This window comes from Kitasatospora sp. NPDC004240 (genome assembly GCF_053603215.1).
In genome coordinates, this window is the sequence record NZ_JBSGFD010000054.1 from 26,615 (window position 1) to 47,890 (window position 21,276).

Genomic DNA, 21,276 nt, shown 5'->3' on the forward strand with positions numbered 1-21,276 from the left:
ACGCTGGATATGGTCGGTCACCATGGCTGGCAGAGCGCAGGGCACACCGCCCCGGACGACTGCGACGAGGCCCGACGCCGCCCCGGTGAAGGACCCCGTGACGGCCCGGCTGGGCAAGAGACTGCGCCGGGTCCGCCGAAGGCTGCGCACCGCCGGCGTCGACTACTTCCGCGGCGGCGCCGCCGACTGGCCCGTGCTCTGCGTGCTCGCCCTGCTCGTCCCGCTGCTCATCCTGGCCAACATCTGGTTCCCCGCCTGGGCCCCGCCGACCTCGCTGGTGCTGCCGATCCTGGCCGCCGCGCTGCTGCTGCGCCCCGGCAGCCTGGTGGTGCTCTACGCGCTGGCCGCCCTGGGCCTGTCCGCCGAGTCCGTGATCCACACCGGGCAGCGGGTCGCCAGCGCCGACCCGGACGCCTACACCTACGGGGTCACCCCCGGCGCCGCCCTGGTGGTCGGCGCGGCCGGGGTCGGCGGCCTGCTGCTCGCCCAGTTCCGCAGCCGGGTCGGCGTCCCCTGGTGGGGAGGCTCCACCATGCTCTTCGACCTGCGCGAACGGCTGCGGGTGCAGAGCCGGGTGCCCGCGCTGCCCGAGGGCTGGCACGCCGACATGGCGCTGCGCCCGGCCGGCGGGCAGTCCTTCTCCGGTGACTTCGTGGTCGCCGCCCGCACCGGCCCCGGCCAGCGGGTGCTGGAGGTGGTCCTCGCGGACGTCTCCGGCAAGGGCATGGACGCCGGCTCGCGCGCCCTGCTGCTCTCCGGTGCCTTCGGCGGCCTGCTCGGCTCGCTGCCCGCGCACGACTTCCTGCCCGCCGCCAACGGCTACCTGCTCCGGCAGTCCTGGGAGGAGGGCTTCGCCACCGCCGTCCACCTGGTGCTGGACCTGGACACCGGCGAGTACGAGCTGCTGTCGGCCGGCCACCTGCCGGGCATGCAGCGCCTCGCCGGGGCCGGTCGCTGGGAGGTCAAGGAGGCGGCCGAGGGCCCGCTGCTCGGGATCTACGACGGCGCCAAGTTCGAGGGCGTCCGCGGCCGGCTCGGCCGCGGCGACGTGCTGATGCTCTGCACCGACGGCATGGTGGAGGCGCCCGGCCGGGACCTCTCCGAGGGCATGGACCGGCTGATGGGCGAGGCCGACCGGCTGGTCCCCGGCGCCGGACCGGGCAGCGGCCTCGGTGCGGCCGGCCGGTTGATCGAGACGGTCGCCCGGGACATCAACGACGACCGGGCCGTCCTGCTGCTCTGGCGCGACTGACGGATCCCGGCGCCCGCCGGCTCCTTCGCGCACCTCCGCACCTCCACCCGCCCCCTGCCCGCGCGCCCTGCCGTGCCCCTACCAGGGCCGGCCGGGGCCCGCCCCGCGATCTGGCACATGCCAGGGGCAGCTGCGCGGACTGTCAAGCCCCGAGTGCTGATCTTCGGCCATTTCCGGACGGCCGCCACCGGAGCGGACCGCCCTCCTCCGGTCCGGTCGGCCGGGGGTTTCCCGGCCGCTCAGCGGTGCCCCGCCGACGATTCGTCAGCAGGCCTCCGCTATCGTCTCGGTCGGCGGAAACTCGTCCCACGCACGGGATGTCGACGGTCGCCTTTCGGTCAGACCTTTACGCAACCGGCACGGTCGACCACACTGAGTCTGGGCGGGACTGGTCGGGACTCGGGGGATGGGGGGCAGCGGGTGCGGCGCGACGGGCATCACGGGGCCGCGCGGAACTTCCCTTCCGGGCCTGGCGTGTTCGACCTGTCTTCCGCCTCGGGACCGTCGGACAGGCCGGGGTCCGGCTATCACTGGGGGCTCCGGCCGGGGCCCCGCTATGAAACGAGGAAGTGAGTCCGGGTGGCACTCTCCGTCTCCGCGCTGGTCCTGTTCGGCATCATCTGCGTGATCTTCATCCGCAACAAGCAGCTGAAGGTCGGCCACGCCGTCCTGGCCGCCCTGTTCGGCTTCATGCTCCACGAGACCACGGCGGCCAAGCCGATCGCGGACTTCCTGACCCAGCTGGCCAACAGCATCTCCGGCATCACCAGCTGAGCCTTCGCCCGACCGACACCGGGGGAACCGGGCCGACGGTGCGTGCTACCGGTCGGCCCGCCGGGCCTGCCGCCACCGGCTGAACAGTCCCCGCGGCCGGAGCGCCGCGAGGGGCGGCACGGGGGCGGGTGCGGCCGCCGCCACGGCCGCGACGACGGGTACGGGCGGGACGCCCTCCGCCGTCAGCACCGCGAACAGCCGGGCCCAGCAGAGCCGTTCACCGCGCGGCCAGTCCAGTGCGCGCAGGGCCGCCGACGCGGCCTCCGACACCTCGCCGTTCACCCTGACCTCGGCGACGTCGTCCCCGGCCTTGCCGCCCAGGAACAGCTTCACGCCGTTGAGCGGCCGGCCCGCCAGCTCCGGCAGCAGCGCGGGTGCCAGCGCCGGCAGCACCTGGTGCTCCGTCAGCCAGTCCGCCAGCCGTTCGTTGCCGAACCCGAAGACCGCCGCCGGGCCCTGCACCGCGTGCCAGCCGGGCAGTTCGGGGTGGTCGTGGTGGTCGCCGTGCTCGCCGTGGCCGCCCTGCAGCTCGACCAGGGCCGAGGCGGTCGTGGTCGCCCACATCCGGACGGCGTTGGCGAGCTTCTCCTCCTCGGTCTTGCCCAGCCCGGCCGCGCAGTCCCAGACCACCGGCGCGTCCGCCCGGCCCAGCCGCAGCACGAAGCCGAGGTCGACGTGACCGGCGCCGCCGTCGTCGCCGGGGTGCTCCCGGACGGCCACCGCGGTGGTCCCCGGCCCGCGGACCACCTCGCCGTCGACGGTGAACTCCTGCCCGAAGCGCGCCATCTCCCGGACCACGCAGCGCTGTATGACGTCCAGTCGCTCCTGGGGGCGCACCGGGGACTCCTCTCGAACTGACGTCGAACGCGGTCGAGGCTAGCGGCCCGAGGCCCTGCCGGGAAACCGCCGGGACGCCGCCGCGGATCGCGGGGCTCCGTTCCTCCGGTCGCGGGATTGCCCCATATGCACCATTTTGGGTAGCGGCAACCCGTCGGCGACCGCCAGGAGAACCCCCATGCCGCGCACCGGACTGACGCTCCCTCCGCCCCTGTTCACCCCGGACGCCTCCACGCTGGTCGCCGAGATCGAGGAGTACCTGGCCGCCCTGCCCGCCCCGGCGCGCACGCCGGTCCCGTACGTCTGCCCGCTGGGCTCGGTCACCCAGCCCTGGCACGCCGGGTACCCGCGGCCCCGGGCCACCCTGCTGGAGCGGGCGCTGCGCCGTCCGGCCCGTCCGGTGCCGGTCACCGCGGCGGACCACCTGCGGCTCGCCTCCCGCTACATCGCCGCCGCCGGCTGGCTGCAGGGCGCGATGTGGGACTCGGCCGGACGGGTCTGCCTGCTCGGCGCCCAGGCGGCCGTCCTGGCGCACGGGTACGGGACGGAGGGGACCGTGCGCACCGCGCGGGTCCAGGTGATGGAGGTGCTGCACGCGACCGGGCGGCCGGCGAGCTCACCGGACGAGTACAACGACCGTCCCACCACCCGTCAGGGCGACGTGCACCAGCTGCTGGACCGGGCCGCGGCCCGCGCCCGGCGCCTCGGCCTCTGACGCCCGCGCCCGGCCGGCGGGACGTCCGCGCGGGGGCGGTGTCCCCCGGACGGCCGCACTCCGGACCGGCGCGGAGCCCTGGACGACGGGTCCGGGAACGGCAGCGGCCCCGGGGCGAGGGCATCGCTCCGGGGCCGGACTGCACGTGCTGAGCGGGCGACGAGAATCGAACTCGCGTGACTAGTTTGGAAGACTAGGGCTCTACCATTGAGCTACGCCCGCGTGACCCTCCGGCCGCTGCCGGTCGGTAGGTCGGGAACAGCGTACCTGGTCCGGTCGGGTGCGTGCACATCACATTCACTTCCGTATGCGCTTCCGGCCGCCCCGCACGCCCCGGAGCGCCCCGGATATGTCGCCGAACGGGCAGGGCCCGGCGTGTACGCTTCCTCTCGGCACCACGGGGTGTGGCGCAGTTTGGTAGCGCGTCCGCTTTGGGAGCGGAAGGCCGTCGGTTCGAATCCGGTCACCCCGACAGTGCGGCAGGGTCTCGCCGATGCGGCGGGGCCCTGTTCTGTCTCTCCCGGGAGCGTTCCGGGCGTCCGCCGGACGGCGTCGCGCGGGCCCGGCGGTGGCGTCCCGGCGGCGTCCTGGCGTCGGCCTTTCGTGGTACCGGTAGGATGGGGCGCTGGCGGTAGTCCCTGTGGCGTCCACCCAGGTCGACCGCACGAGGGCGAGGAGTCACGCTCACCGTCCACCCCCCACGGGAGATGCAGCTCCAACCGCCCATCGCCCGTCTCGCCCGATCCGACCCGGCCCCGGCCGCAGGAGAGGGCGGAGGCAACCTGACCGCAAGCCCATAGGAGACCTAACCGTGAAGAGCGCCGTCGAGACTCTGAACCCGACCCGGGTTCGACTCACCGTCGAGGTGCCCTTCGAGGAGCTCAAGCCCAGCCTCGACGCGGCGTACAAGAAGATCAACCAGCAGGTCTCGGTCCCGGGCTTCCGCAAGGGCAAGATCCCGAACCGTGTCATCGACCAGCGCTTCGGCCGTGGCGCCGTGCTGGAGGAGGCCGTCAACGACGCCCTGCCGCGCTTCTACTCGCAGGCCGTCGACGAGGGCAAGATCGAGGTCCTCGGCCAGCCGGACATCACCAACATCGAGGGCGTCGAGACCCTCGTCGACGGTGGCGACCTGAAGTTCACCGCCGAGGTGGACGTCCGTCCGGAGATCACCCTGCCGGACTTCTCGTCCATCGAGGTCACCGTCGACCCGGTCGTCGTCACCGACGAGGACATCGACAAGTCGCTGGAGCAGCTGCGCGAGCGCTTCTCGTCGGTCAAGGACGTCGAGCGCGCCGCCGCCGCCGGTGACATCGTGGTCGTCGACCTCGAGGCCAAGGTCGACGGCGAGGTGCCGGAGGACGGCACCGCCGCCGGCGTCAGCTACGAGATCGGCTCCGGCCGTCTGATCGACGGCATCGACGACGCCGTCGTCGGCCTGGAGGCCGGTGGCACCGCCACCTTCACCACCGAGCTCAAGGGCGGCACCCAGGCGGGCAAGACCTCCGAGGTCACCGTCACCGTCACCGCCGTCCAGGAGAAGGAGCTGCCGGAGCTGGACGACGAGTTCGCCCAGCTGGCCAGCGAGTTCGACACCCTGGAGGACCTGCGCGGCGACTCCCGCAAGCGCCTGGAGCGCATGAAGGAGTACGACCAGGCCACCCAGGCCCAGGAGAAGGTGCTGGACGCGCTGCTCGGCCTGGTCGAGATCGAGTACCCGGAGAAGCTCCTCAAGGACGAGATCGAGACCCGCAAGCACAACCTGGAGCACCACCAGCTGGAGCCGATGGGTCTGAACCTCGACGCCTGGCTGGCCACCCAGGACAAGTCCCTGGAGGAGTACCTCGCGGAGACCGAGGAGCAGGCGAAGAAGGGCATCAAGACCCAGTTCGTCCTGGACCAGATCGTCGCCGACGAGGAGCTGGGTGTTAACCAGGAGGAGCTGACCGAGCACCTCATCCGCCGCGCCGCCGGCTCGGGCCTCACCCCGGACCAGTTCGCGCAGCAGGTCGTCCAGGGTGGCCAGGTGCCGCTGCTGGTCGGCGAGGTCGCCCGCGGCAAGGCGCTGGCCACCGTGGTCGAGGCCGCCAAGGTCGTCGACACCGAGGGCAACGAGATCAACTTCGACGACGACGAGACCGACGAGTCGGCCGAGACCGTCGAGGCCGTCGAGGCCGCCGCCGAGGGTGACGCCGAGGCCGTCTCCGAGGAGAAGACCGAGGCCTGATCGCCCCGGAGGCCCCGACAGGGGCCGGACCGGTGGGCCCGGACGCCGTACGCGGTGTCCGGGCCCACCGGCGTCTGTGCCGCGTTCCCGCGGCCGGAGCCGGGAGCCTGCGCTGACAGCGAACAGTTCTGCGTGGGGGATTCTGCGGCCGGGCCTGCGCGTTAGGGTCCTTGGACAGCAACAATCACGGCAGTGATATCCCAGAAGCTGTGCGACACCGTGACGGCCGTGGAGCGACCGTCCAAATCGACTGAGCAGGTGGCTAAGTGACGTTCCCGCAGATGCAGATGCCTGGCCCGATGGCGCCGCACGCCGCCTCTGGTGACGTGCTCGGCGGCCTGGGCGACCAGGTCTACAACCGGCTGCTCAACGAGCGGATCATCTTCCTCGGCCAGCAGGTCGACGACGACATCGCGAACAAGATCACCGCTCAGCTGCTGCTGCTGGCCGCGGACCCGGACAAGGACATCTTCCTCTACATCAACTCTCCGGGCGGCTCGATCTCGGCCGGCATGGCGATCTACGACACCATGCAGTACATCAAGAACGACGTCGTGACCATCGCGATGGGCATGGCGGCCTCGATGGGCCAGTTCCTGCTGACCGCGGGCGCCAAGGGCAAGCGCTTCTCGCTGCCGAACGCCAACATCCTGATGCACCAGCCCTCGGCCGGCCTGGGCGGCTCGGCCACCGACATCCGCATCCAGGCGGAGCAGCTGCTGCGCACCAAGAAGCGGATGTCCGAGCTGATCGCCTTCCACAGCGGCCAGTCCTTCGAGCAGATCACCTCCGACTCCGACCGCGACCGCTGGTTCACCCCGGAGGAGGCCCTGGAGTACGGCCTCATCGACGCGATCATGCACAGTGCCGCGGACGTCCCCGGCGGCGGCGGCACGGGCGCCTGAGCCTCGGCCCGGCCCACGAGACCACAGCCCCAACGCTCCGGAGGACAAGAACCCCCATGAACATCCCCAGCCTGTCCAGCGCCAAGGCACGCGTCGAGGACATGCGCGCCGAGGGCCGCTACATCGTCCCGCGCTTCGTCGAGCGCACCTCGCAGGGCATCCGCGAGTACGACCCGTACGCCAAGCTGTTCGAGGAGCGCATCATCTTCCTCGGCTCGCAGGTGGACGACGTGTCGGCCAACGACATCATGGCGCAGCTGCTGTGCCTGGAGTCGATGGACCCGGACCGCGAGATCCAGATGTACATCAACTCGCCCGGTGGCTCGTTCACGGCCCTGACGGCCATCTACGACACCATGCAGTACGTCAAGCCGGACATCACCACCGTCTGCATGGGCCAGGCGGCCTCGGCGGCGGCCGTGCTGCTCGCCGCCGGCACCCCCGGCAAGCGGATGGCCCTGCCGAACGCCCGCATCCTGATCCACCAGCCGTACACCGAGACCGGCCGGGGCCAGGTGTCCGACCTGGAGATCCAGGCCAAGGAGATCTTCCGGATGCGCGAGCAGCTGGAGGAGATGCTCTCCAAGCACTCCAACAAGTCGGTGGAGCAGGTGCGCGACGACATCGAGCGTGACAAGATCCTCACCGCCGAGGAGGCCGCCGAGTACGGCCTGATCGACCAGATCATCTCGACCCGCAAGTCCTCGCTGACCTCCTGAGGCCGGCACCCGCGGGGCGGGGCGCGCCACACCGCGCGTCCCGCCCCGCGGCACCCGTGCGGCAGCGCCGACGGCATCTGTTCGGTATCAATTCGCCCAGGGCGTAGGGCAGACCCGGCGAAGAGGACGGAATCAGGGGCCCGGCAGAGTACCGTCGGATAGCGAGACCGATCGCCGTACGGCGTTGACGGTCCACAGCACCAGGCCCCGGAACCCCCGCGGGGCCCCTGGCGAAGGGGAAGCACCTCGTGGCACGCATCGGAGACGGTGGCGACCTGCTCAAGTGCTCGTTCTGCGGCAAGTCCCAGAAGCAGGTGAAGAAGCTGATCGCCGGCCCAGGCGTGTACATCTGCGACGAGTGCATCGACCTGTGCAACGAGATCATCGAGGAGGAGCTCGCCGAGACCTCCGAGGTGCGTTTCGAGGAGCTTCCGAAGCCGCGCGAGATCTACGAGTTCCTGGACCAGTACGTGGTCGGCCAGGACCTCGCCAAGAAGGCGCTGTCGGTGGCCGTCTACAACCACTACAAGCGCGTGCAGGCGGGCGAGGCCGGCCGCAGCGGCGGCAACGGCCGTGACGACGCGATCGAGCTCGCGAAGTCCAACATCCTGCTGCTGGGCCCCACCGGCTCCGGCAAGACGCTGCTGGCGCAGACGCTGGCCCGGATGCTGAACGTGCCGTTCGCCATCGCGGACGCCACCGCGCTGACCGAGGCGGGCTACGTCGGCGAGGACGTCGAGAACATCCTGCTCAAGCTGATCCAGGCGGCCGACTACGACGTCAAGAAGGCCGAGACCGGGATCATCTACATCGACGAGATCGACAAGGTCGCCCGCAAGAGCGAGAACCCGTCGATCACCCGGGACGTCTCCGGCGAGGGCGTGCAGCAGGCGCTGCTGAAGATCCTGGAGGGCACCACCGCCTCGGTGCCGCCGCAGGGCGGGCGCAAGCACCCCCACCAGGAGTTCATCCAGATCGACACCACCAACGTGCTGTTCATCGTGGGTGGCGCGTTCGCCGGCCTGGAGCGGATCATCGAGGGCCGCGCGGGTGCCAAGGGCATCGGCTTCGGCGCCAACATCCGCTCCAAGCGGGAGTCGGACGCCAGCGACCACTTCCGTCAGGTGATGCCGGAGGACCTGGTCAAGTTCGGCATGATCCCGGAGTTCATCGGCCGCCTCCCCGTGATCACCAGCGTGCACAACCTGGACCGCGAGGCGCTCCTGCAGATCCTCACCGAGCCGAAGAACGCGCTGGTCAAGCAGTACCGCAAGCTCTTCGAGCTGGACGGCGTGGAGCTGGAGTTCTCCCGCGACGCGCTGGAGGCGATCGCCGACCAGGCGATCCTGCGCGGTACCGGCGCGCGCGGGCTGCGGGCCATCATGGAGGAGGTGCTGATGTCCGTGATGTACGAGGTGCCCTCGCGTCAGGACGTCGCCCGCGTGGTGGTCACCGGGGACGTGGTCTCCAAGCACGCGATCCCGACGCTGGTCCCGCGCGACATGATCAAGCGTGAGCGGCGCGACAAGAGCGCCTGACCGGCCCGCACGACATGCGAACGGCCCCCGCACCTCGGGTAGGTGCGGGGGCCGCTGCCGTTCCTCAGACCGCTGCCGTTCCTCAGGACCGCTGCCGGGCCGGTGTCTGCCGGGTCGTCCGGTGCCGGGTCGTCCGGTGGCGGCGCGTCCTGGGCCCGGCCGTTACTGCGGGACCTCGGCGACGGCGCGCAGCTCACGGGTCTCGCCGGCGAGCTTGTCGAGGTCGGGCGCCTTGCCGCTGTCCTCGGTCTTCATCACCATGACCAGGCTGCTCTTGTCGGCCCAGGCGCAGACGCCGAACTCGACGCCGCTGCTCTCGGCCTTGGCGCACTCCAGGGTGCCGCCCATCGGGCCCGGGTCCATCTGGCGCTTGCCGGAGACCGTGGTGCCCTCGCTGTTCATGCCCTTCCACATGGTGTCCAGCTCCTGCTTGGGGAACAGGACCTTGCCGTAGGCACCGGCGACGATCACCTGGGGCTCTTCGTTGCTGTCCTGGTAGACCGCGCTGACGCCGGTCGGGTTCCAGGAGCCGTCGCCCTTGCCGAACTCGCTGGTCAGGGTCGACTGGAGCTGCTTGGCGATCGGGTTGTTGTCGTCCTTGGTCAGGTCCTTGTACTTGGCGGGCAGGACGATCTTGTGGGTGCCGGCGTCGGAGGTCACGTCGTAGTAGAAGTACGCCAGCAGGCCGCCGATCAGCGCGATCACGCCGGCCAGGCAGCCGAGCAGGATCCACAGCGTCTTGCGGGACTTGCGCGGCGGCACGGGCGCGTAGGCGCCGTAGCCGGGGTAGCCCGGCTGGCCGCCCACCGGGGCGCCCGGGTACCCGGCCGGCTGGGCCTGCGGGGGCACCGCGCCGTACTGCGGGGCGGCGGCGCCCTGGGCCGGGCCGTACCCGGGGGGCTGGGCGGTGCCGTACGGCTGGCCGGCGGGCGGCGTGGTGCCGTAGGGGTTCTGCTCGGACAAGGCTGGCTCTCCCTTTCGGAGGCGTGCGGGCAGGCAGGCGTACGCGGCGGGGCGCGTGGTGGTGGCCGGGCGTGCCGCGGGTGGTGCGTCTCTTCGTCGTTCGGTGGTGCGCGGTCGCGTGGCGCGGCCCCGCCCGGGTGCTACTTCTTGACGAGCGTGGCGTCGCGCAGCTCGCGCACCTTGGCGGCGGCGGCGTCGGGCGTGAGGCCCTGGGTCTTGAACACCATCGCGCCGTGGGTGGAGTGGTCGGCCCAGTAGCAGACGGTCGCGGCCGCGCTGGAGACCTGCATCACGCCGCAGGCCAGCCGGGCCTTGCTGTCGTGCGGGTCCTTGGCGTCGTAGTCGCGCAGCGGGCTCTGCCAGACGGGGGCCTTGCCGGAGCTGGACGGCTCGTTGGCCTTTTCCTTGATCTTCTGCATGACCGTGTCGGGGTCGGCCACGTTGCCGTACTCGCCGCTGACCTTGAGGCTGGCCTTGTTGGTCTCGGGGTCGTTGTAGGTGCTGGACACCTCGGTGAGGTTGCTGCCCATGCCGTCCTTGGCGGCCTCAGACTCGGAGACCGGGTCCTCGTCGGTGTCGGCGAGGGTGTAGCCGCCGGGCAGGGTCTGCGGCGCGCCGATCTTGTACGTGCCGGGGGCCGCGTCGTCGGCGCCGGAGACCAGCTTGTAGATGCCGAAGCCGCCGCCGGCCAGGACCAGGGCGCCGACCACGAGGCCGATCACCAGGCCGGTCTGGCTCTTCTTCGGGGGCGCCGGCGGGTAGCCGGGCGCGCCGTAGCCGACCTGCACGGCACCGGGCTGCTGGGGCGGGTAGCCGTACTGCGGCTGCGGCGCGCCGTACTGCGGGGGACCGGCCTGCGGGGGAACCGGCGGCTGCTGGGGCTGGCCGTACTGCGGCGGCGCCCCGTAGGGTGGCTGAGGAGCGCCGTAGGGCTGCTGCGGCTGACCCTGCGGGTACTGCTGTCCCTGACCGTACATATGCGTTCGTGCTCCCCCGCCGCACCCGCGGCCTGTGGTGTGGAATCGTCCGTGCCCGTACGAACTTCCGGACGAGCGTCGGGGCACGGTACCGCACCCGGCCGACGACGCGCCCGGCCGGTGCGTCGGACACCGCACACCGAAAGCGGTTCGTAACCAGCGCCCCCCGTTACGTAAACTGTGCGTCGTGACCGACACGACGAACCAGCGCCCCGCGAGAAACTCCGCCGGGGACGACGCAGCCACCCTCCCGACGACCTACGCCCCGGCCGAGGTAGAGGGCGAGCTGTACGAGCGCTGGGTGGAGCGTGGCTACTTCGCCGCCGACGCGAAGAGCGACAAGCCGCCGTACACCATCGTCATCCCCCCGCCGAACGTCACGGGCAGCCTCCACCTGGGCCACGCCTTCGAGCACACGCTGATCGACGCCCTGGTCCGCCGCAAGCGGATGCAGGGGTACGAGGCGCTGTGGCAGCCCGGCATGGACCACGCCGGCATCGCGACCCAGAACGTCGTCGAGCGCGAGCTGGCCAAGGAGGGCAAGTCCCGCCACGACCTCGGCCGCGAGGCCTTCGTCGAGCGGGTCTGGCAGTGGAAGGCCGAGTCCGGCGGGCAGATCTCCGGTCAGATGCGCCGCCTGGGCGACGGCGTGGACTGGTCCCGCGAGCGCTTCACCATGGACGAGGGCCTCTCCCAGGCCGTCCAGACCATCTTCAAGAAGCTCTACGACGACGAGCTGATCTACCGCGCCGAGCGCATCATCAACTGGTGCCCGCGCTGCCTGACCGCCATCTCGGACATCGAGGTGGAGTACCAGGACGACGACGGCGAGCTGGTCTCGATCCGCTACGGCGAGGGCGAGGACTCCATCGTCGTCGCCACCACGCGCGCCGAGACGATGCTGGGCGACACCGCGGTGGCCGTCCACCCCGAGGACGAGCGCTACCGGCACCTGATCGGCCGCACCATCAAGCTGCCGCTGACCGACCGCGAGATCCCGGTCGTCGCGGACGAGCACGTCGACCCGGAGTTCGGCACCGGCGCCGTCAAGGTGACGCCGGCCCACGACCCGAACGACTTCGAGATCGGCCAGCGCCACGGCCTGCCCTCCATCGCGGTGATGGACGAGCACGCCGTCATCACGGCGCACGGCCCCTTCCTCGGCCTGGACCGGCTGGAGGCCCGCTCGGCCATCGTGGGCGCGCTGCGCGCCGAGGGCCGGATCGTCGCCGAGAAGCGGCCGTACGTCCACTCGGTCGGCCACTGCTCGCGCTGCAAGACCACCATCGAGCCGCGGCTGTCCATGCAGTGGTGGGTCAAGGTCGGCCCGCTCGCGCAGGCCGCCGGTGACGCGGTCCGCGACGGCCGGGTGAAGATCCACCCGCAGGAGATGGAGAAGCGCTACTTCGACTGGGTCGACAACCTGCACGACTGGTGCATCTCGCGCCAGCTGTGGTGGGGCCACCGGATCCCGGTCTGGTACGGCCCCGAGGGCCAGGTCGTCTGCGTCGGCCCGGACGAGCAGCCGCCGGCCGGCGAGGGCTGGCACCAGGACACGGACGTCCTGGACACCTGGTTCTCCTCGGGCCTGTGGCCGTTCTCCACCCTGGGGTGGCCGGAGCGGACCGAGAGCCTGGCGAAGTTCTACCCGAACTCCGTCCTGGTCACCGGCTACGACATCCTCTTCTTCTGGGTCGCCCGGATGATGATGTTCGGCCTCTACGCGATGGACGGCACCCCGCCGTTCCACACCATCGCGCTGCACGGCATGGTCCGTGACCAGAACGGCAAGAAGATGTCGAAGTCCTTCGGCAACGTGGTCAACCCGCTGGACTGGATGGACAAGTACGGCTCCGACGCGCTCCGCTTCACGCTGGCGCGCGGTGCCAACCCGGGCGTCGACGTCCCGATCGGCGAGGACTGGGTCCAGGCGGCCCGCAACTTCGCCAACAAGATCTGGAACGCGACCCGCTTCGCGCTGATGAACGGCGCCACCGTCGAGGGCCCGCTGCCCGCGCCGGAGGAGCTGACCGCGGCCGACCGCTGGATCCTGTCGCGCCTGAACAGCACGGTCGCCGAGGTCGACGCGTACTACGAGGACTACCAGTTCTCGAAGCTCTCCGAGGCCCTCTACCACTTCGCGTGGGACGAGGTCTTCGACTGGTACGTCGAGCTCTCCAAGACCACGCTGGCCAAGGGCGGCCCGCAGGCCGACGCGGCGCGCCGGGTGCTCGGCGAGGTCCTGGACGTCACGCTGCGGCTGCTGCACCCGATCGTGCCGTTCGTCACCGACACCCTGTGGACCACGCTCACCGGCGCCGAGTCGGTGGTCATCGCCGACTGGCCGCAGGACACCGGCTACCGCGACGCCGGGGCCGAGGCCGAGATCGCCGCGCTCCAGCAGGTGGTGACCGAGGTCCGCCGGTTCCGTTCGGACCAGGGCCTCAAGCCCACCCAGAAGGTCCCGGCGCGCCTGGACCTGGACGGCACCGCGCTGGCCGTCCACGAGGACGCGATCCGCTCGCTGCTGCGGCTGACCGCGCCCGAGGAGGGTTTCTCGGCCACCGCCTCGCTGCCGGTCGCCGGCGCCACCGTGGCGCTGGACCTCTCCGGTGCCATCGACGTCGCGGCGGAGCGCAAGCGCCTCGCCAAGGACCTCGCGGCCGCCGAGAAGGAGAAGGCCCAGACCACCGCCAAGCTCGGCAACGAGGCGTTCCTCGCCAAAGCGCCGGACGACGTGGTCGCCAAGATCCGTACGCGTCAGGAGGCCGCCGAGGCCGACATCGCCCGGATCACCGCGCAGCTGGCCGCGCTGCCGCAGGGCTGACCCGCCGACGCTCCCCCCGGGGGCCGCATCCCGCACGCGCGGGATGCGGCCCCCGGGGCTTTCCGGCGCCGTCCGGGCCGGTGCCCGTTTCCCCGCGGGATTACTCCGGGCATTGCTCTGTTCCGGCGAATATTCATCCTGGACCGTGTGAAGACCTATTCCGCCCGAATTCATTCGGGTCTTGTGCGGGCGGGTTCCCATAAGTTCGCAGGTCGGATGTGTACGGTGTGCAGGAGTTCCGCTGAGTCGGCGACCGACGGGAGGGCATGGCGTGGTGGTGGCGACCGAGGAGTTGGCCGACGAACTTCCCACCGAGGCTGTCGAGGAGGCGAAGGCCCGGGCGGCGACCCTGCTGCTGGCCTTCCGGCACGGCAACCAGCTCGCCTTCGACGACGCGCTGGACCGCCTCCTCGACGAGCAGGCCGGGCGCGAGGTGACCACCCTGCTGACCTGGATCGCCGCCGAGGCGGTCCGCAAGGCGTACGCGCCGGAGGTCGGCGACCGGGTACTGCGCGCGATGGCCCGGCGGGCCCCGGAGGACACCTCGGGGGTCCTCATCGACGAGGACAGCGCCGACGCGGCCCGGCTGATCGAGGCGGTGGCGGCCGGCGAGGTGTCGACGGTGCGCGACCTGGTCACCGCGACCGCCGACACCACCTTCCTGGTCGGCGGCCTGCTCCAGGGCGTGGCGATGATGCTGCCGCTGCTGCCGGAGGGCGAGGTCGCCGAGATCGTGGCCGAGCTGCGCCGCCGCCACTGCGGCGACCGCTGCCCGGACACCCCCGCCGGGATCCCGGAGGCCCGGGCGGGGGTGTGACGCCCTGGTGGAGCTAGGGCATCGCGTGCAGGTGGGAGCCGACGGTGTTGGCGATGCCGCCGCCCGCCTTGGCGTCCCAGTTGGTCGACCAGGTCATCGCGCCGCCGATGCCGGGCCACTTGGTGTCGGGCTTGAAGGAGCCGCAGTTGGTACCGGTGGCCAGGCAGTCCAGCGCGCTGTTGACCACGGAGGGGCTGACATAGCCGCCGCCCGCCGCACTGGTGGAGGCCGGCACGCCGAGGCCCACCTGGTCGGGCCGCAGCCCGCCCTTGAGCTGGATGCAGGCCAGCGCGGTGAGGAAGTTGACGCTGCCCTGGGAGTAGACCTGGCCGTCGCAGCCCAGCATGGCGCCGGAGTTGTAGTACTGCATGTTGACGATGGTGAGGATGTCCTTCACGTTCAGCGCCAGCTTGAAGTACTCCATCCCGGTCGACTGCATGTCGATGGTCTGCGGCGCCATGGTGAGCACGAAGCCCTTGCCCGCCTTCGCCGCCAGCGAGTGCAGCGCCTGGCCCATGTAGGTGGCGTTGATGCCGTTCTCCAGGTCGATGTCGACCCCGTCGAAGCCGTAGGTCTGCATCAGCGACCAGGCCGAGTTGGCGAAGTTGGCGGCCGAGGTGGCGCTGTTCACCTGGACGGTGCCGTTCTGGCCGCCGACGGAGAGGATCACCTTCTTGCCGGCCGCCCGCTTGGCCGCGATGTCGGCCTTGAACTGTGCCTCGGTGTAGCCGCCGAGCCGGCTGGAGAGGGTGCCGTCCAGCGCGAAGGCCAGGGCCCCGGGCGAGGTGGTGGTCTCGGCGAAGGAGACCGCGATGATGTCGTACGCCGCGGGGACGTCCTTGATCCGTTGCACGGTGGCGCCGTTGTCGAAGTTCTGCCAGTAGCCGGTGAGGAGGTGCTTGGGCAGACCGGGCCGGTCGGTCGGGGTGTCGGTGGGCGTCGGCGTGCCGGTGTCGGTCGGGGTCGGGCTCACCGTGCCGGTGGGGGTGGGCGTGGTGACGGTGGGGGAGGGCTTGGGGTCGCCGGGCCCGACCAGTGACACGTCGTCGGCCAGGAACGACGGCTGGCCGTACCAGCCGTGCAGGTAGACGGTGGCGGTGGTGGCGCTCGCGCCGGTGGTGAAGGTGGTGGTCAGCTTCGTCCAGCCGGCCGCGTTGGTCCAGGTGCTCGGGGCGGCCCCGCCGGTGACCCGGGCCCCGAGGTAGACGTACGAGCCCTGTACCCAGGCGCTCAGCGTGTACGTCGAGTTGGGCTTCACGGTGACGGTCTGCGAACACTCGCCGGTGCTGCCGGCGCCGGGGAACGAGCGCAGCGCCCCCGAGCCGGAGTGGACGGTGGTGGTCTCCGCGGTGGCCGAGCCGCAGGTCCAGCCGGAGAGCCGGTCGGAGTTCTCGAAGCCGCCGTTGGTGACGAGTTCGACGTCCGCGGCGGTGACGGCGCCTGAGGCACTGGACGCGATGACCAGTCCGCTGAGGCCGATCGCGAGGGCGCTGGCCCCGGCGAGCAGGGAGTGCACGGCGCGCGAGCGCCGGTGTCGGGCAGGTGGCATGGCTCCATCTCCTGTGGGGGAGGCCGGCGGCTCATGTGGGGGCGAGCCGTCCGGGTGTCGATGAGTAGGCGTGCGGGAGCTACCGACAACTCAAGTCCCTGTCGGGGAAGGAGACTTGCCTCACAAGGTGGAGTAGACCAATCCGGCTGTCAAGAGGGCCTGGCGCCCAGGGCCCCAGGTTGCGTCGCCGGCCGGCCCGGCGATCCGGGAGGTCGGCCGGGTGATCCGTGCGGAGGTCGGGCCGTTGCCGTGCGGAGGTCGGGCCGCCGCCGTGCGGGCCGGGGGTGGCGGCCCGGTCACTCGCCGACGGGCCGGCTGGGCCCGGGGGTCCGGGAGCTCGCCGTGGCCGGCGGGCCCGGCGATGCGCAGCGGGTCGAGACCGAAGGTATCCCTGGTGATTCGAAGGTCTTGCGTCCACTGATGGTGCGAATCGATGCCTAAATCAGGACCAAGCTTGCATAATCAATGGCAGGCATGGAAAATCACCCATTACGGTCAAAGTGGTGGTTCTCACCCCGTGAGGACGGGGGCCGCGGGCTCCGTAGACTGTGGTCGTGAGCGACAAGGCCGACCCGAACCCCTACACCACCCGCCCCGCCGACCCCGCCGTCGACGAGTCCGGTGACCCGCTGCGCGACGTCGAGCTGGAGCTCGCCGAGCGCTGGCCGGAGAACAAGCTGGAGCCCTCGCTCGACCGGATCGAGGCGCTGATGGACATCCTGGGCCAGCCCCAGCGGTCCTTCCCCTCCATCCACATCACCGGCACCAACGGCAAGACCTCCACGGCGCGGATGGTCGAGCAGCTGCTCAACACCTTCGAGCTGCGCACCGGCCGCTACACCAGCCCCCATGTGGAGAGCGTCACCGAGCGGATCAGCCTGGACGGCGCCCCGATCAGCGTCGAGCGCTTCGTCGAGACCTACCGCGACATCGAGCCCTACGTGCGGATGGTCGACGAGGGGCAGCCGGTGGCCATGTCCTTCTTCGAGGTGCTGACCGGCATGGCGTACGCGGCCTTCGCCGACGCCCCGGTGGACGTGGCCGTGGTCGAGGTCGGCATGGGCGGCTCCTGGGACGCCACCAACGTCATCGACGCCGCCGTCGCCGTGATCACCCCGATCGGCCTGGACCACACCGACAAGCTGGGGGAGACCACCGGCGAGATCGCCGTCGAGAAGTCCGGCATCATCAAGCCGGGCGCGGTGGCCGTGGTCGCCCAGCAGCAGCTGGACGCCGCGCAGACCATCCTCAAGCGGGCGGTCGAGGTGGACGCCACGGTGGCCCGCGAGGGCATGGAGTTCGGCGTGATCCGCCGTGAGGTCGCCGTCGGCGGACAGGTGATGACGCTGCGGGGGCTCGGCGGCGAGGAGTACGAGGACGTCTTCATCCCGCTGCACGGCGCCCACCAGGCGCACAACGCGGCCCTCGCGCTGGCCGCCGTCGAGGCGTTCTTCGGCGTGGGCGGCGCGCGTGGCGGGCAGCTGGACGCGGACAAGATCCGCCAGGCGTTCTCCGGCGTCTCCTCGCCGGGCCGCCTGGAGGTCGTCCGCCGCAGCCCCACGATCATCCTGGACGCCGCGCACAACCCGCACGGCGCGCGGGCGACCGTCGCCGCGATCGGCGAGTCCTTCGGCTTCAGCCGGCTGGTCGGCGTGATCGGCACCAGCGGTGACAAGGACGTGGCCGGGCTGCTGGAGGCCTTCGAGCCGGTCCTCGCCGAGGTGGTCATCACCCAGAACTCCACCCACCGCGCGATGGACGTGGACGCGCTGGCCGCGCTCGCCGTCGAGGTGTTCGGCGAGGACCGGGTGCAGGTCGAGCCGCGCCTGGACGACGCCATCGCGGCCGCCGTCACCCTCGCCGAGGAGGAGGGCGACCTCGGCGGCGCCGGTGTGCTGGTCACGGGTTCGGTCATCACGGTGGGCGAGGCGCGCCTGCTGCTCGGGAGGAAGTGATCATGAGGCAGCTCTGTTCCTCGACGCTGATCGGCGAGGCGCTCCTGATGCTGTTCGCGGCCCTGGTCGCGATGCAGCTCTCGGACGTGCCGACGGCCACCCTCTGGACGGTGACCGGCGTCGCCATGACGCTGTGCGTGCTGCTCTGCGGCTTCATCACCCGCCCCGGCGCGGTGGCGGTCGGCTGGGCGCTGCAGGTCGGACTGATCGCCAGTGGCTTCGTACTGCCGACCATGTTCGGCCTCGGCGTGGTCTTCGCCGGGCTGTGGTGGTGCTCGGTGCACTACGGCCGCAAGGTCGACGAGATGAAGGCCGCGCGGGCCGCCGCGCAGGTCGCCGGGGCCTGATCCGGGGCCGGTTCGCGAGGGTGGCCCGGGCTGGTGTCCGGGCTGCTCACGCAAGGTAACCTCTGGGGGTAGTCGCACGCCGCACGTCGGACCGCGTGCGCGCCGAACCGATTTTCCCAGGAGACGCACCGTGTCCCAGCGCACTCTCGTCCTGCTCAAGCCCGACGCCGTCAAGCGCGGCCTGGCCGGCGAGATCATCAGCCGCATCGAGCGCAAGGCCGGCTGGCGGCTCACCGCCGTCGAGCTCCGCACCTTCGACCGGGCGACGCTGGAGCAGCACTACGCGGAGCACGTCGGCCGCCCGTTCTACGAGCCGCTGCTGGAGTTCATGACCTCCGGTCCCTCCATCGCGCTGATCGTCGAGGGCGAGGAGGTCATCGCCGGGATCCGCATGCTGGCGGGCGCGACCAACCCGCTGGAGGCCGGCGCCGGCACCATCCGCGGCGACTACGCCACCATCACCCGCGAGAACCTGATCCACGCCTCCGACTCCGAGGCCTCCGCCGAGCGCGAGATCAAGATCTTCTTCCCCTCGCACGCGTGAAAGAAGCGTGAAGGAATACCCCGGTCGGGACGGTTGGCCCGGCCGGGGCATTCTTATCGTGAAATAAGGAACTAGGGTCGCCGACACGGCGTCCCAATGCTCCGAGAAGCGATCACGCCCCGGACAATGGACGGCATGCCCCACGTCGACGTCCGTACTGACCGGCGTGGCTACGATGGGCACAACTCACGGGCCCGGTACGGCCGCTCAGCCGGTGTCCGCACACCGAGCAGTGAGCGTGCGCCTGTCGTCCACCCCCCGCAATGACTCCGAGCCCGGGAAGGCACTACACCCCATGGCGAGCAACCTGTCGTTCATCGGCCGCGACCTGGCCATCGACCTCGGAACTGCCAACACGCTGGTGTACGTCAGGGGCAAGGGCATCGTCCTCAACGAGCCGTCCGTCGTGGCCGTGAACACCAACACCGGCGGGATCCTCGCCGTGGGCGCCGAGGCCAAGAAGATGATCGGCCGCACCCCGGGCAACATCGTCGCCATCCGCCCGCTCAAGGACGGCGTGATCGCCGACTTCGAGATCACCGAGCGGATGCTCCGCTACTTCATCCTCAAGATCCACCGCCGTCGCTACCTCGCCCGCCCCCGGGTCGTGGTCTGCGTGCCCTCCGGCATCACCGGCGTCGAGCGCCGCGCCGTGATCGAGGCCTCCTCGCAGGCCGGCGCCCGGCAGGTGCACATCATCGAGGAGCCGATGGCCGCCGCGATCGGCGCCGGCCTGCCCGTCCACGAGGCCACCGGCAACATGGTGGTCGACATCGGCGGCGGCACCACCGAGGTCGCCGTGATCTCCCTCGGCGGCATCGTCACCGCGCAGTCCATCCGGGTCGCCGGCGACGAGCTGGACAACGCCATCGTCCAGCACATCAAGAAGGAGTACTCGCTGCTCCTCGGCGAGCGCAGCGCCGAGCAGATCAAGATGAGCATCGGCTCCGCCTTCGCCCTGGAGGGCGAGAAGGACGAGCACGCCGAGATCCGCGGCCGCGACCTGGTCTCCGGCCTGCCCAAGACCGTGGTCATCTCCGCCGCCGAGGTCCGCGCGGCCATCGACGAGCCGGTCAACTCCATCATCGACGCGGTCAAGACCACCCTCGACCAGTGCCCGCCGGAGCTCGCCGGCGACGTCATGGACCGCGGCATCGTGCTCACCGGCGGCGGCGCCCTGCTGCGCGGCCTCGACGAGCGGCTGCGCCGCGAGACCGGCATGCCCATCCACATCGCCGAGAACCCGCTCGACTCCGTGGCCCTCGGCTCCGGCAAGTGCGTCGAGGAGTTCGAGGCGCTCCAGCAGGTACTCGACGCCCAGCCGCGCCGCTAGCACCACCGACAGCCAGTCACGTCCGACCGAACGCAACTGAACGGTCCTCACCCGGGGCCCACGGCCCGGGGTGGGCGGCCAGGTACGAAGGGGCAGTACCAGCACCGTGAGGGACACACGAGAGAGCCGGCTGCTGCTCATCCTGCTGGTGGCCGTCGCCTTCGCCCTGATCACCGTCGACATCAAGGGCGGTGAGACCTCCCCGCTCGGCGGGGCCCGCCGCGCCGCCGCCGAGGTGCTCGGACCGGTCGAGCGCGCCGCCGCCACCGCCGTCGACCCGGTCGCCGACACCGTCCGCGCCTTCCGTGACGCCGCCACCCACAGCGGCCGCACCGACCAGCTCGCCAAGGAGAACACCGAGCTGCGCCAGCGGCTCGCCTCCACCGACGCGGCCGGCGGACGGACCAAGCAGCTCGACGAGATGCTGCGCACCGCCGGCGCCGGCGGCTACACCGTCAAGGCCGCGCAGGTCATCGCGATCGGCCCGGCCCAGGGCTTCTCCTGGACCATCACCGTCGACGCCGGCAGCGACGACGGCCTCACCCGCGACATGACCGTGATCAACGGCCAGGGCCTGGTCGGCCGGATCACCACCGTCGCGCCCACCACCGCCACCGTGCTGCTCGCCTCCGACCCCGGCTTCACCGCCGGCGCCCGGCTGGAGGGCAGCGGGGAGATCGGCTTCGCCGCCGGCCAGGGCACCAGCGCCATGAAGGTCTCGCTGCTCAACGGGAAGGCCCAGGTCAAGGCCGGGGACCGGCTGGTCACCTTCGGCTCGCAGAGCGGCCGCCCGTTCGTCCCCGGCGTGCCGGTCGGCAAGGTCGTCGAGGTCGAGGCCACCCCCGGACAGCTCACCAAGACCATCCTGGTCGAGCCCTTCGTCCAGTTCACCCGGCTCGACCTGGTCGGCGTGGTGGTCGTCCCGCCGCGCACCGACCCCCGCGACGCCGTCCTGCCGCCGGCCACGCCCGCGGCCCCGGCCGCACCCGCCGCCCCG

At 71.3% G+C, this 21,276-nt stretch carries 18 protein-coding genes and 2 tRNA genes; 15 read left to right on the top strand and 5 right to left on the bottom strand.

The genetic code is table 11. The features are described 5' to 3' along the window. Window positions 1-22: 22 nt before the first annotated feature. Together ACWEQL_RS16970 and ACWEQL_RS16975 are read left to right on the top strand one after the other, a co-directional pair. Window positions 23-1,252 (top strand): PP2C family protein-serine/threonine phosphatase, encoded by a 1,230-nt coding sequence (locus ACWEQL_RS16970; protein ID WP_452151038.1) that lies wholly within the window; start codon window positions 23-25, stop codon window positions 1,250-1,252. Window positions 1,253-1,831: 579 nt separating this feature from the next. Beyond that, complete coding sequence (locus ACWEQL_RS16975; protein WP_452151039.1) at window positions 1,832-2,026, top strand: hypothetical protein; 195 nt, start codon at window positions 1,832-1,834, stop codon at window positions 2,024-2,026. A gap of 45 nt (window positions 2,027-2,071) precedes the next feature. Here ACWEQL_RS16975 and ACWEQL_RS16980 read toward each other — a convergent pair whose 3' ends face one another. Continuing rightward, entirely contained in the window at window positions 2,072-2,863 is a 792-nt protein-coding gene (locus ACWEQL_RS16980) for a DUF6348 family protein (protein ID WP_452151040.1), read from the bottom strand. Window positions 2,864-3,041: 178 nt separating this feature from the next. On the opposite strand from ACWEQL_RS16980, the gene ACWEQL_RS16985 reads away from it, so the two are divergent. Continuing rightward, window positions 3,042-3,578, top strand: coding sequence for a DUF6197 family protein (locus tag ACWEQL_RS16985; protein ID WP_452151041.1), 537 nt, complete (start codon window positions 3,042-3,044; stop codon window positions 3,576-3,578). A gap of 151 nt (window positions 3,579-3,729) precedes the next feature. Here ACWEQL_RS16985 and ACWEQL_RS16990 read toward each other — a convergent pair. Continuing rightward, a tRNA-Gly gene (locus tag ACWEQL_RS16990) sits at window positions 3,730-3,800 on the bottom strand. Between the two features lie 176 nt (window positions 3,801-3,976). Here ACWEQL_RS16990 and ACWEQL_RS16995 point away from each other — a divergent pair. From ACWEQL_RS16995 to clpX, 5 genes are all read left to right on the top strand, one after another. After that, window positions 3,977-4,050: transfer RNA gene (locus tag ACWEQL_RS16995), tRNA-Pro, on the top strand. A gap of 339 nt (window positions 4,051-4,389) precedes the next feature. Next, window positions 4,390-5,805, top strand: coding sequence for a trigger factor (gene tig / locus ACWEQL_RS17000; protein ID WP_452151042.1), 1,416 nt, complete (start codon window positions 4,390-4,392; stop codon window positions 5,803-5,805). Between the two features lie 287 nt (window positions 5,806-6,092). After that, window positions 6,093-6,710, top strand: coding sequence for an ATP-dependent Clp protease proteolytic subunit (locus ACWEQL_RS17005; RefSeq protein ID WP_380360698.1), 618 nt, complete (start codon window positions 6,093-6,095; stop codon window positions 6,708-6,710). A 56-nt stretch (window positions 6,711-6,766) separates the two neighbouring features. Continuing rightward, the gene (locus ACWEQL_RS17010; protein ID WP_452151043.1) at window positions 6,767-7,429 is read left to right on the top strand and encodes an ATP-dependent Clp protease proteolytic subunit; all 663 of its coding nucleotides are present in this window, start codon (window positions 6,767-6,769) and stop codon (window positions 7,427-7,429) included. A 248-nt stretch (window positions 7,430-7,677) separates the two neighbouring features. Then, on the top strand, window positions 7,678-8,967 hold the full coding sequence (gene clpX / locus ACWEQL_RS17015; RefSeq protein WP_452151044.1) for an ATP-dependent Clp protease ATP-binding subunit ClpX: 1,290 nt from the start codon (window positions 7,678-7,680) through the stop codon (window positions 8,965-8,967). A 162-nt stretch (window positions 8,968-9,129) separates the two neighbouring features. On the opposite strand, the gene ACWEQL_RS17020 is transcribed toward clpX, so the two are convergent. Together ACWEQL_RS17020 and ACWEQL_RS17025 are read right to left on the bottom strand one after the other, a co-directional pair. Further along, window positions 9,130-9,930, bottom strand: coding sequence for a hypothetical protein (locus tag ACWEQL_RS17020; protein WP_452151045.1), 801 nt, complete (start codon window positions 9,928-9,930; stop codon window positions 9,130-9,132). A 140-nt stretch (window positions 9,931-10,070) separates the two neighbouring features. Then, a complete protein-coding gene (locus ACWEQL_RS17025; protein WP_452151046.1) occupies window positions 10,071-10,907 on the bottom strand; it encodes a hypothetical protein in 837 nt (278 codons plus the stop codon). Window positions 10,908-11,094: 187 nt separating this feature from the next. Between ACWEQL_RS17025 and ACWEQL_RS17030 the strand changes: the two genes are divergently transcribed. After that, window positions 11,095-13,734, top strand: coding sequence for a valine--tRNA ligase (locus ACWEQL_RS17030; protein ID WP_452151047.1), 2,640 nt, complete (start codon window positions 11,095-11,097; stop codon window positions 13,732-13,734). A gap of 271 nt (window positions 13,735-14,005) precedes the next feature. Further along, on the top strand, window positions 14,006-14,551 hold the full coding sequence (locus tag ACWEQL_RS17035; RefSeq protein ID WP_452151048.1) for a hypothetical protein: 546 nt from the start codon (window positions 14,006-14,008) through the stop codon (window positions 14,549-14,551). Between the two features lie 13 nt (window positions 14,552-14,564). Here the strand turns inward: ACWEQL_RS17035 and ACWEQL_RS17040 are convergent, their stop codons facing one another. Next, complete coding sequence (locus ACWEQL_RS17040; protein WP_452151049.1) at window positions 14,565-16,100, bottom strand: chitinase; 1,536 nt, start codon at window positions 16,098-16,100, stop codon at window positions 14,565-14,567. Window positions 16,101-16,654: 554 nt separating this feature from the next. Between ACWEQL_RS17040 and folC the strand changes: the two genes are divergently transcribed. From folC to mreC, 5 genes are all read left to right on the top strand, one after another. Then, the gene (folC, locus tag ACWEQL_RS17045) at window positions 16,655-18,055 is read left to right on the top strand and encodes a bifunctional tetrahydrofolate synthase/dihydrofolate synthase (protein WP_452151050.1); all 1,401 of its coding nucleotides are present in this window, start codon (window positions 16,655-16,657) and stop codon (window positions 18,053-18,055) included. Window positions 18,056-18,057: 2 nt separating this feature from the next. Then, window positions 18,058-18,402 carry a DUF4233 domain-containing protein gene (locus tag ACWEQL_RS17050; protein WP_452151051.1) on the top strand — a complete coding sequence of 115 codons (345 nt, stop codon included), beginning with the start codon at window positions 18,058-18,060 and terminating at the stop codon, window positions 18,400-18,402. A 130-nt stretch (window positions 18,403-18,532) separates the two neighbouring features. Next, window positions 18,533-18,946, top strand: coding sequence for a nucleoside-diphosphate kinase (ndk, locus tag ACWEQL_RS17055; RefSeq protein ID WP_452151052.1), 414 nt, complete (start codon window positions 18,533-18,535; stop codon window positions 18,944-18,946). A gap of 307 nt (window positions 18,947-19,253) precedes the next feature. Next, window positions 19,254-20,279 carry a rod shape-determining protein gene (locus ACWEQL_RS17060; protein ID WP_452151055.1) on the top strand — a complete coding sequence of 342 codons (1,026 nt, stop codon included), beginning with the start codon at window positions 19,254-19,256 and terminating at the stop codon, window positions 20,277-20,279. Between the two features lie 106 nt (window positions 20,280-20,385). Next, the coding region (gene mreC / locus ACWEQL_RS17065) for a rod shape-determining protein MreC (RefSeq protein ID WP_452151053.1) at window positions 20,386-21,276 on the top strand (891 nt) is incomplete at its 3' end.